General features: G+C 57.4%; 9 protein-coding genes. 5 read left to right on the top strand and 4 right to left on the bottom strand.

Annotated elements, in window-relative coordinates; genetic code table 11:
• Positions 1–36 precede the first annotated feature (36 nt).
• Both L6990_RS11535 and L6990_RS11530 read right to left on the bottom strand, forming a co-directional pair.
• Complete coding sequence (locus tag L6990_RS11535) at positions 37–798, bottom strand: FadR/GntR family transcriptional regulator (RefSeq protein ID WP_237204358.1); 762 nt, start codon at positions 796–798, stop codon at positions 37–39.
• 104 nt (positions 799–902) lie between these two features.
• A complete protein-coding gene (locus L6990_RS11530; protein ID WP_237204357.1) occupies positions 903–2,618 on the bottom strand; it encodes an L-lactate permease in 1,716 nt (571 codons plus the stop codon).
• Positions 2,619–3,090: 472 nt separating this feature from the next.
• On the opposite strand from L6990_RS11530, the gene L6990_RS11525 reads away from it, so the two are divergent.
• The 3 genes from L6990_RS11525 to L6990_RS11515 are packed head-to-tail and all read left to right on the top strand — an operon-like array spanning position 3,091 to position 6,154.
• Positions 3,091–3,888: a (Fe-S)-binding protein gene (locus tag L6990_RS11525; RefSeq protein ID WP_237204356.1), complete on the top strand. Its 798-nt coding sequence runs from the start codon at positions 3,091–3,093 to the stop codon at positions 3,886–3,888.
• A 2-nt stretch (positions 3,889–3,890) separates the two neighbouring features.
• Positions 3,891–5,513, top strand: a complete 1,623-nt coding sequence (locus L6990_RS11520; protein ID WP_237204355.1) for a lactate utilization protein B — start codon at positions 3,891–3,893, stop codon at positions 5,511–5,513.
• Entirely contained in the window at positions 5,513–6,154 is a 642-nt protein-coding gene (locus L6990_RS11515; protein WP_237204354.1) for a LutC/YkgG family protein, read from the top strand. Before L6990_RS11520 ends, L6990_RS11515 begins: the two co-directional genes overlap by 1 nt.
• A gap of 61 nt (positions 6,155–6,215) precedes the next feature.
• Here the strand turns inward: L6990_RS11515 and L6990_RS11510 are convergent, their stop codons facing one another.
• Together L6990_RS11510 and L6990_RS11505 are read right to left on the bottom strand one after the other, a co-directional pair.
• On the bottom strand, positions 6,216–6,431 hold the full coding sequence (locus L6990_RS11510; RefSeq protein WP_237204353.1) for a hypothetical protein: 216 nt from the start codon (positions 6,429–6,431) through the stop codon (positions 6,216–6,218).
• Between the two features lie 24 nt (positions 6,432–6,455).
• The gene (locus L6990_RS11505; protein WP_237204352.1) at positions 6,456–7,112 is read right to left on the bottom strand and encodes a hypothetical protein; all 657 of its coding nucleotides are present in this window, start codon (positions 7,110–7,112) and stop codon (positions 6,456–6,458) included.
• Between the two features lie 201 nt (positions 7,113–7,313).
• On the opposite strand from L6990_RS11505, the gene L6990_RS11500 reads away from it, so the two are divergent.
• Complete coding sequence (locus L6990_RS11500) at positions 7,314–8,330, top strand: acyltransferase family protein (RefSeq protein WP_237204351.1); 1,017 nt, start codon at positions 7,314–7,316, stop codon at positions 8,328–8,330.
• A gap of 98 nt (positions 8,331–8,428) precedes the next feature.
• Positions 8,429–10,561 carry an MMPL family transporter gene (locus tag L6990_RS11495; RefSeq protein WP_237204350.1) on the top strand — a complete coding sequence of 711 codons (2,133 nt, stop codon included), beginning with the start codon at positions 8,429–8,431 and terminating at the stop codon, positions 10,559–10,561.
• Positions 10,562–10,688: the final 127 nt, after the last annotated feature.

Raw genomic sequence — 10,688 nt, 5'->3', positions numbered from 1 at the left:
GATTCCTGGTGCACCCCGCCTCTTTCTATGCCTTGGTTAGCTGCCCTGCTCTGCGCGTACCTTCTGGTGGTACTCGTAGTGGGCGGCACCAATCTCTGAAAGAGCATAGAACCAGCGGATATGCTCAGCTACCGCTGCCTGGGCGCGTTCGGGCTCCCCGGCGGTTACAGCTGCGAAGATTTCACGGTGCTGCTGCTGGAGCTCCTTTTTGGTGCTTTCCCAGTCTTCAAGATAGGGCACTGCCTCTTGCACATAACCTACCGTGGCAAGGTGCAGCGAGTCGATGACGGTTTCCATGACGATATTGCCGCTGAGCGACGAGATTTCGTAGTGAAAGCGGGTATCGCAGAAGTGAAAACGGTCATCAGAGATACCGGCGTGACTCATCTCTTCAAGGTAGCTCTCTGCTCTTTGCAAGGCTTCGCCATGTTCGGGCAGGTGCACTACCTTGGCTGCCTGAGCAGCGGCGGTGCCCTCGAGGAGGACGCGGGTGGTGACGATGTCCGCTACGGGTAGGGTGCGTGTAGCGATATGCATGCGTAATGCCCAGCCCAGGGCGTCTGAAGGCTGAGAAATGACAACGGCGCCTGCTTTGGGGCCTGAGCCCACGCCCGAGCGAATGAGCCCTACTGCGCTGAGAATGCGCAGAGCTTCACGCACAGAGGCGCGAGAGATGCCGTATTCTTCAGCCAGTGTCCGTTCGCCGGGTAGACGATCGCCCACGCGTAGCTGACCGTGGCGCAGCCGGTACTCCACCGACTCCAATAGAGCGGTGTAGGTGCGTTCTTTATCTTTCACGTCTTTGCTTTCATGAAAGGAGTGGGGGTAGAAAAACGGTGCAGCACCAACGAAGCGAGGGCGCTGCACCGTCTCATATATCTTAGCCGTGAGGGCTTAGATTATTACTGGTTGCTGGCGAAGTAGGGATCGACCATGAAGCCCAGGATGTTGGACTGCAGGAAGACCAGCGCACAGATAGCCAGCAGCAGAATGAAGGACCAGGGGAGGACAGCCTTGAAGATGTCTGATTCCTTGCCTTCCATGTTCACTGAGGTCGCTGCGATAGCCAGTGACTGGGGTGAAATCATCTTGCCCACAACACCACCGGTGGTGTTAGCGGCCAGCATGAGTTCGGGGTGAGCACCGGGCACACCGTTCACCTGTAGGTTCTCAGCGGCGGTAACCTGCAGCTTGGAGAAGAGTGCGTTAGCGCTGGTGTCAGAGCCGGTAACAGCGGTACCGACCCAACCCAGGACGGGTGCCAGGAAGGCGTAGGCAACACCGAGGGAAGCAACGAACTCACCGATGGCAACGGTCTGACCTGAGTAGTTCATGACGAAGGCCAGAGCCAGAACCAGAGCAATGGTAACGGCGGTCCAACGCATCTTGTACGCGGTGACACCGATTTCCTTAATGACATCGCCCAGTGCCAGCTTATAGATACCCTTTTCGTTGAAAATCGAGTACAGCACAGCAACGATCAGACCTGAGAAGAGCAGGTATGTGCCGGGGTTAGCTAGCCATGCCCAGGTGTAGGCGGAGTTCACGGGGTCACCGGAAGCGGTAACCAGGCGCTCAGCCAGCAGGGGCATGTCGAACTTGATGGACTGAGCCTTGAGCCAGTCAACCAGCGGCTGGTAAAGGTTAGCAAGACCGAAGACGATAACAACAACCAGGTAAGGCATGAGAGCCATCCAGATGCGGCGGCCGGGCAGGTGAACTGATTCAGCTGACTCGGTGATGCCGTAGCGCTCGCGGACGCCAGCGACGCCGCGGGGCTTGACGAAGCGCATGAAGACAACGGCTGCTGCGATGGAGACGATGCAGGCGATGACGTCGGTGAGCTGGTAGGCGAAGTAGGTAGCGGCCCACCACTGAGCTACAGAGAAGGCCAAACCAATAACGGCGGCGTGCATCCAGGCGTCCTTGAGGCCCTTTACGCCATCGAGGATCCAGAGCAGGATGAAGGGTACAAAGAAGGCTAGGAAGGGAGCCTGGTGGCCTACAACAGCTGCTACGTTGACTGCAGCCTGGGTGCCTGTTTCATTAGCACCGTAGGCAACTTCGCCTGCGGTGGTGATGGGGATAGCGACAGCGCCGAAAGCAACAGGTGCAGTGTTTGCGATGAGTACGGTGGTGGCAGCCTTGAGGGGCTTAACGCCGAGAGCTAGAATCATGGTCGCGGTAATAGCAACGGGAGCGCCGAAGCCTGCGAGTGCTTCAAGTAGACCGCCGAAGCAGAAGGCGATGAGGATCGCCTGAATGCGCAGGTCGCCGCCGCCGATGAGGTCGAAGGTGCGGCGGAGATCTTCAAAGCGGCCTGAGAGCACAGTGATCTGGTAGAACCAGATTGCCATGAGGATAACCCAGACAATGGGGAAGAGACCATAGATACCGCCGCGGAAGGCGCTCATGCCGGCAAGGTCAAAGGGCATGCCGAAGCCGAAGATGGCTACGAGGATAGCGACGACGAGGGAAACGAGACCCGAGACGTGGGCGCGGGCTTTGAAACCCAGCAGCATAATGAAGAACGCCAGTAGGGGCAGGGTTGAAACCAGTGCGCTGAGCGCAAGGCTACCGCCTACGGCATCGGTTACAGCAGTGTAAGTATTCTCCACCGTAAACCTCCTTGAATTTGGTGTGTGTATTTGGCTTTAGCTCGTCGATGAGCGCTAATCCAAAAGATAGGGGCCGAACCATGTGGTCAGACCATAACGTCGAGGTTTAGATTACATGACTGCGCTCACCATGCCAAGTTGCCTATCTTACAATTTTTAGCTTTTGCCCTGGTATTTCAGAGATTATTGGGGCTATCTTGCGAGCTGGATGGGTGGGGGGTCAGCTTGGTATGAGCCTCTGACAAGGTATAGGAGTTTATGGGTTGCTTTTATGGTCAGACCATTAGGTGATTTGAGTAAGAAAATGTGCGCTTATTAAAAAGGTAAAAGTGACCCAATATCGTGTTAAATGAAGAGTGAAGAAGAGAATCCAGACTAGGTGCCCTCTCTCGCTCCCCGCGCCCGCTCAAAGACGGCGGCAGCACTACGGACGGCGGGCAGGGAGCACCGCACGGAAGATAGAGAGATAGACATGCGTGTGGCACTGTTTTCAACGTGCATCGTAGACGCTATGTACCCGAAGGTAGCGGCAGCTACCGTCAGCATCCTAGAGCGTTTGGGGCATGAAGTTGTGTTCCCTCAGGGGCAGACCTGCTGCTCCCAGATGCACGTTAATTCGGGTTATTTTGACGATGCGTACCCCGTGGTTAAAACCCATGTGAAGGCCTTCAGCGAGTGGGATTTTGACGTAGCCGTAGCACCCTCGGGCTCCTGCGTTGCTTCCCTGGGGCACCAGCAGCCCATGATTGCTGAGCGAGCCGGTGACACCGCCACCGCCACCGCAGCTGCTGACCTGGCAGCCCGAACCTTTGAGCTGTCCCAGTTCTTGATTGATATCTGCGGCATTACTGATGCTGCTGAACAGTTGGGCTCTTACTTCCCTGAAAAGGTTACCTTCCATGCGTCCTGCCACGGCATGCGTCTGCTGGGCCTTGGCACCCGCCAGGAAGATCTGGTGCGCACCGTGGGCGGCCTGGAATACACCCAGGTTGAAGGCCTAGACCAGTGCTGCGGCTTTGGTGGCACTTTCTCCTTTAAGAACGCCGACACCTCTGGCGCTATGGTCGCTGATAAGGTGCAGCACATTGAAGAAACCGGTGCCAGCGTGTGCACCGGCGGCGACGCCTCCTGCCTGATGAACATCGGCGGCGCCCTGTCCCGTAAGGAATCACCGGTTCAGACCATTCACTTCGCTGAAATTCTGGCATCCACCAAAGAAAACCCGCTTAAGGTTTCCGGCCCCGTCGCTGTTACCGCAGGAGGTAAGTAAACATGACTGCAACCGCACTCGGTATGCCCCAGGTTCGTCACGGCGTGGGCAACATCTTTGAACATGAGCCCTTCCCCGAATATGCAGAACGCGAGCTGAAGAATGAGCAGTTGCGCGCCAACCTGGGCTTTGCAACCCACAAGATTCGCACCAAGCGTGCCGCTGTTACCAGCGAACTGCCCGACTGGCAGGATCTACGCACCGCCGGTTCCATGATTAAGCAGCAGGTCATGGCTAACCTGGATACCTACCTCGAAGAATTCGAGCGTAACTTCACCGCCAAGGGCGGTCACGTGCACTGGGCACGCGACGCTCACGAGGCCAACGAAATTGCTCTTAAGCTCATTCAGGCTGAGGGCGTCACCGAGGTCAACAAGATCAAGTCAATGGCTACCGCCGAAACCGGGCTGAATGAATACCTCGAAGAGTATGGCATTCACGCCATCGAAACTGACCTTGCAGAAGAGATCGTGCAGCTGGGCGATAATGACCGCCCCTCCCACATCCTGGTGCCCGCTATCCACCGCAACCGCACCGAGATTCGCGATATCTTCCGCCGCAAGATTGAGGGCGTTAACCCCAACCTGTCGGACGACCCCGCTGAACTAGCCGAGGCATCCCGCTTCCGTCTGCGCGAGAAGTTCCTCACCAACAAGGTGGCTATCTCGGGCGTAAACTTCGGTATCGCTGAGACCGGAACCATGACCATTGTGGAGTCAGAGGGTAACGGCCGCATGTGCCTGACTCTGCCCGATACTCTCATCACCTTCATGGGTATTGAGAAGTTGCTACCCACCGTGCAGGATCTTGAGGTCTTCACTCAGTTGCTGCCCCGCTCGTCCACCGGTGAGCGCATGAACCCCTACACCTCCATGTGGACCGGTGTTACCCCCGGTGACGGCCCTCAGAACTTGCACGTCATCCTTATGGATAATGGCCGTACCGCTGCCCTGGCAGACCAGGTAGGCCGTCAGGCTCTGCACTGCATCCGTTGCTCCGCGTGCATGAACGTCTGCCCGGTCTACGAACGCGCCGGTGGCCACGCCTACGGCTCAACCTACCCCGGCCCCATCGGCTCCATTCTTTCACCCCAGCTGGGCGGCATCGAGAACGAGCACAATGCAACCCTGCCCTTCGCGTCCTCCCTCTGCGGTGCTTGCTACGATGCTTGCCCCGTGAAGATTAACATCCCTGACGTGCTGGTTCACCTGCGCGGTAAAGCCGTGGATGCTGAGAAGGCACAGGGTGAATTTGCCGGCGGCAAGAAGGACCCCCACTACCAGATGGACGCCATCATGTTTGGCGCTAAGAAGCTCTTTAGCTCCGGCAAACTCATGGCTCTGGCAACCAAGGGTCTGCCTGCGTCCAAGCTGGTGACTGGTAAAAAGCACAAAATTAGCAAGCTGCCCGGTCTGGTCGGCGGCTGGACTGACTACCGAGACATCCCCGAGCCACCGTCCACCTCCTTCCGTAACCAGTGGAAGAAGGAGCGCGGTGCTGCGCCCAAGCGCGTTGGCGGCTCCCGAGTGGACGTCGTAGCCCTCATCGAGGCTAACAAGACCAAGGTTGCCGAGGCTCATGCAAAGGCTGAGGCCGCTAACCCCATCACCAAGGAGGCACAGTAATGACCGATGCTAAGAGCGAGATTCTGGGCCGCATCCGTGCCTCCCTCTGGGATTCACCTCAGCCCGCTGAACCGGTGCGCACCTACCGCCGTGTCAGCGACAAGGGCCAGGAAGAAATCATTGAGATTCTGGTCGACCGCCTGATTGACTACAAGGCCAACGTTTACCACGAAACTGCTGAGACCATTGCCGGCCGCATTGACGAGTTGCTAGCCAAGGCATCGCGCTACGTGGTGCCTGCTGGCCTGGACGCCGCCTGGCTGCCCGAGGACACCGCTTCACGTTCAGCGGTCACCGATTCAGGCAACGCCGATAAGCCAGGTGCGCTCTCCCTGCGCGAATTGGATGCTGTGGACGCCGTGGTGACTTCATCGACCGTGTCCTGCGCTGAAACCGGCACCATTGCGCTCAACAGTAGCCCTGCTGAGGGACGCCGCGCTATCACTCTGGTACCCGACCACCACATCTGTGTGGTGCCGGTGGAAACCATCGTGGAGCTGATCCCTGAAACTGTTTCTCGACTGGATATCGAAAAGCCCATCACCTGGATTTCTGGCCCTTCAGCCACCAGTGATATCGAGCTGATTCGTGTGGAGGGCGTGCACGGCCCACGTACTCTGGATGTCATCATCCTCAATTAGGGCGCAGACAAACAAAAAGATGGGGTGTGAACTGAAAGTTCACACCCCATCTTTTTATATTTTAGAAGTCCCAGTCGATAGCATCGGGATCTACGGGATCGAGGAAGCCACCTTCTTCGATGAACTCTTCGCTGGGTTCCTTAGGAACACTCACCGATGAGTCATCTTCGACAGAGGGATCAACAGGTTCTTGCTCGATTGAGGGATCAATAGGTGCCTGTTCGACCGAGGGGTCAACAGGTGCCTGCTCTAAACTAATGTTTTTCTGTTCTTCCATAATTAATGTTTACTTACAACTCTCTTAGGACTGGATAACGGTTGGGCCAGTGGTTTTACGGAAGGCCTGACGCCCCTTAGCATCCATATAGCCCATAATCGTATTGGTAGTGATAGTAAATATTTTGGGGGCCAAGCAGTTACTGGAAAGCTTGTAGTTGAGGAAGAAGCCAGTGGCGTCGCCCGAACCCGCAACAGCTGTGGAAACCTGCCACGAGGGAGCGCGGTATACAGCGGTCACGGTTTTTGCATCAACCTGCGTTATGGTCCAACCCGGCATCGTAACGTTTGCTCCGTAGGGCCCGGATGCTGTCAGCTGAATGTTATGGCTGAAAGTATAAGTGGTTTTGATGGCGATATCAGTAACGGTTCCTGCTGTACCTTCAACCCAGTAGCCGCGCGAGGCGAGTGGGTCTCGTTTGCTATCCCCTCCGAGTGAAGGGAATGAGTAGGGCAGATTGTTAATGTAGCCAGTTTGCGGGCTAGTAGCTAGGTTGCAGGTCGATGGGTATTGAATCCCGATAAGGTGTCGGTAAACGCCCTGCGTTGTAGTAGAGGTGCCGGGGCGTGACGCCGCGTAGGCAGGCACGGCGGCGGTTGCGAGGATGGCGGGGGCTGCCCAGGTAGCTCCCTTGGCAAGTGAGCGCCTGCTAACGCCACTTGAAGTGTGAGTGTTATTCATTTATATTCCCTAAGTTTTCAGGGGCAACCAGACCCTTGCTCCCTAAGCGAGGGTTATGGAGGTTGCCGATGATCGCTTAAGTCTACTCCCGCTTCACACCTGAACTAAACCAGTACAGTGCGGAAAGGGTAAGTAGTTTGTCACACCATACAAGGGGCGGAGCGTGGCATAATCGTGAGCGGACGTAGAAGCGGAGGTTCCATGAAGACAGCAACACAGGGCGCGGGGCGCATTATTGGCGTGGACCTTGCACGTTGCCTGGCACTCATTGCCATGTACGTAGCTCACGTTGCCCCTGGTGCGGGACCAGTTGGCGTCCTAAACCTCAGTGAGTTTGTAACAGCCCCGCTCTTCGCTCTGCTGATTGGCGTATCAGCCTACCTCTCCACAGAACGCATGAGCTTCCCGGTGCTCTTTGCCTCATCGGTGGTCCGCGGAATCGTGTTGATAGCTATTGGGTTATATATCAATACGTGGGACGCACAAGTGGATATTGTCCTGCCCTACCTGGGCGTTTTGAGCGTCCTCATCGCCCCGCTGGTCTTCTTACCTGCCTGGCTGCTGGGCGGCATATCTTTGCTCTCTTGGTGGTTCGCCGCCACCGCGCTGACCTACTTCACACCCGCCTACAATGAGCAGGTACTTTCCGGTAGCTACCTCCAGTACGCCTACCAGTGGTTCTTCACCGGCACCCACTATCAGGCTTTCACTCTTCTGGCCTATGCCTGTGTTGGTGGCATCCTGGCTCGTGCACTGGGGGAGTGGGGCGCAGCCGGAGATGCGGTAACCGCGGTTGCCGCTACCGGCGTCGCCGGCCTGATTTACTGGTATGCAACCACCGAACTCAGTGAGTTCTTGCCCTATACCGCCAGCAGGCTTGAAATCGCTTTCGCGCTCTTCTTGAGCATCGCTGCCCTAGGGTGGAGCTGCCTGTTAGCACGTATGTTTGCCTCGCGCGCCCAGGTGCTTGACCCGCTAGTGGCTGCCGGTAGGATGACGCTCTCGCTCTACGTCTTGCAGATAGGCGTGCTGGCTCTCTATACCCGCTACGCCCCAGCCTACGGCTTGCCCTACAACGACGACTCCTGGTGGATGCTCGCGCTTCTCATTGCCCTATCGCTACTTTTTGCCTGGAGTTGGGACCGTCTGCTGGGCAGAACGATTGCTCGACGTGGCCCCCTGGAAAGTCTATTAGCACTGGTCACCGGCAGAAGTTAATGCTTGTGGTGCTACCTACTAAAGTAGGTGCTTTCGGGTTAGGTTAACCCCTCTTTCTGATAGGCTCATCTCATCCCTAGAAGAAAGCTGAGCTAGCCATGCCCAAACATATAGTGCCCCCGAAAAATCGGCCCTGGTTACGAGCCCTGATTCCTGCCCTTCTGGTGCTGGTCTGGGTGGCTGTTGCAGGTATTGGCGGGCCTTACTTTGGCAAAATCTCAGAAGTCTCAACCAACTCAGCAACCGACTTTCTGCCCCAAAGCGCTGAATCAACCCAGGTGACCGAGCAGCAGCGGGACTTCTTCGGGTCAGATTCCATCCCGGCTATTGCTGTCTTTGCTGCCGACGGCGAACTCACCGATGAACACCGCTCCTACCTAGACGGGCTAACCCAGTCCATGCGTGATGAAGGTGTTATCAGCGGCGAAACCTCCCCGGTCATCTACTCAGAAGACGGACAAGCTGCAGAAATTATCATCCCCCTAGAAGGCAACGAAGATGTGCTTGAACCCGTTGAAGCGGTACGTAGCTACATCGCTGACCCACCGGCTGGTCTCACCGGCTACATCACCGGGCCAGCTGGTTTCACCGCTGACCTCGTGGAAGCCTTTGGTGGAATCGACGGTATCCTGCTTGCCGTAGCCCTGATTGTTGTCTTTATCATTCTGCTCATTGTCTACCGTTCACCGGTTCTCCCCATCCTGGTGCTCATCACCTCTATGGTCGCGCTCTCCGGTGCTATCTTCGTCATCTGGCACATGGCTAACATGGGCTGGGTCAAAATCAACGGCCAGGTGCAGGGTATCCTGCTCATCCTGGTGGTCGGTGCCGCTACCGACTACTCCCTGCTCTACGTTGCCCGCTACCGTGAGGCTCTCACCCAGTACGCCTCCCGATTCGACGCCACCAAAGCGGCTCTCAAGGGTAGCTTCGAGCCTATTCTGGCCTCCGGTGGCACCGTAATCGCTGGTCTTCTCTGCCTGCTCCTCTCCGAGCTATCTTCAAACAAGGCGCTGGGCCCGGTAGCTGGCACCGGTATCGTCTTGTCCATGCTGGCCGCCCTTACCTTCCTCCCCGCCACCCTTGCCCTAGCTGGCAGAGCAGCCTTCTGGCCTGCCCGCCCCAAATTACGTGAGGGGACTCAGGACGCTAGCGCGGGTCTCTGGGTCAAAATTGCAGATTTTGTTTCTGCTAAACCCCGTAAGGTCTGGCTGGCTACCGCCTTTGTGCTCGCCATCTTCGCGGCCTTCGCCACCACCTTCCAAGCGAACGGTGTGCGCCAGTCAGACCTGGTGCTCGGCGAATCCCAAGCACGCGACGGCCAGGCGGTCCTCGCCCAGCACTTCCCCGCAGGCTCCGGCTCACCGGCGTCCATTATTCTGCCCGAAAACTCCATGGACACCGCCGTTAGCGCCCTTGAAGCAACTGAGGGCGTGGACTCCCTAGCAGTACTTTCGGAGGACTCACCCTCAGGCACCATACCCCTAGGTGCAGAAGCTGCCGCTCTGCCGCCTATGTTCGCCAACGCTGCACCCACCGTGGTCGATGGCAAAGTGCTGATTCAAGTAACCCTCAGCGACCCCGCCGACTCCCGCGAGGCCGAAGAAACCATCAAAACCATCCGAACCGAACTGAACGACACCGGAGCTATCGTGGGCGGTGAAAGCGCTACCAATCTGGACACCAACACCAGCGCCGTACGCGACCTGACCGTCATCATCCCCTCCGTTCTGGTCGTCATCACCCTCATTCTGATGTTGCTGCTGCGCTCTATCGCCGCGCCCCTGCTCTTGGTTGCTGCCACCGTGCTGTCCTACCTCACCGCCATCGGTGTCTCAGCCCTGGTCTTCAACCACATCCTCGGCTTCCCCGGCGCAGACCCCACCGTACCCCTCTACGGCTTCGTCTTCCTCGTAGCCCTGGGCATCGACTACACCATCTTCCTCATGACCCGAGTACGCGAAGAAGCCCTACAGGTTGGCACCATCCAGGGGATGCGCAAGGGGCTGGTGGTCACCGGTGGTGTCATCACCAGCGCCGGTATCGTGCTTGCAGCGACCTTCGCCGCCCTTGCCGTCATCCCCCTCATGTTCCTGGTGCAGCTGGCCTTCATCGTCGCCTTCGGCGTTCTGCTGGACGCCACCGTGGTGCGTGCCCTGCTGATACCGGCATTGGTTGAGGACATCGGTTCTAAGGTCTGGTGGCCCTCCAAGCTGACCAAGAAACCCTAGGGACGTTAGAGCCGCGAGCATGGTTTAGCCCGACGCAGCCGGTACCACGGCATCCGGCGAGATAGCCTCAGCAATCTGCACCATGCGGCTCTGCAAACCCAGATGGGTGATAGAGCAGGTGGGGTGC

Source organism: Rothia endophytica (genome assembly GCF_928381505.1).
Taxonomy (GTDB): Bacteria; Actinomycetota; Actinomycetes; order Actinomycetales; family Micrococcaceae; genus Rothia; species Rothia endophytica_A.
This window is presented reverse-complemented; position numbering and strand designations above follow the sequence as displayed.

Excerpts from the sequence above, each read along its gene's own strand:
- L6990_RS11525 (WP_237204356.1), top strand. The coding sequence starts at position 3,091 with ATGCGTGTGGCACTGTTTTCAACGTGCATCGTAGACGCTATGTACCCG.
- L6990_RS11520 (WP_237204355.1), top strand. The coding sequence starts at position 3,891 with ATGACTGCAACCGCACTCGGTATGCCCCAGGTTCGTCACGGCGTGGGC.
- L6990_RS11515 (WP_237204354.1), top strand. The coding sequence starts at position 5,513 with ATGACCGATGCTAAGAGCGAGATTCTGGGCCGCATCCGTGCCTCCCTC.
- L6990_RS11510 (WP_237204353.1), bottom strand. The coding sequence starts at position 6,431 with ATGGAAGAACAGAAAAACATTAGTTTAGAGCAGGCACCTGTTGACCCC.
- L6990_RS11505 (WP_237204352.1), bottom strand. The coding sequence starts at position 7,112 with ATGAATAACACTCACACTTCAAGTGGCGTTAGCAGGCGCTCACTTGCC.
- L6990_RS11500 (WP_237204351.1), top strand. The coding sequence starts at position 7,314 with ATGAAGACAGCAACACAGGGCGCGGGGCGCATTATTGGCGTGGACCTT.
- L6990_RS11495 (WP_237204350.1), top strand. The coding sequence starts at position 8,429 with ATGCCCAAACATATAGTGCCCCCGAAAAATCGGCCCTGGTTACGAGCC.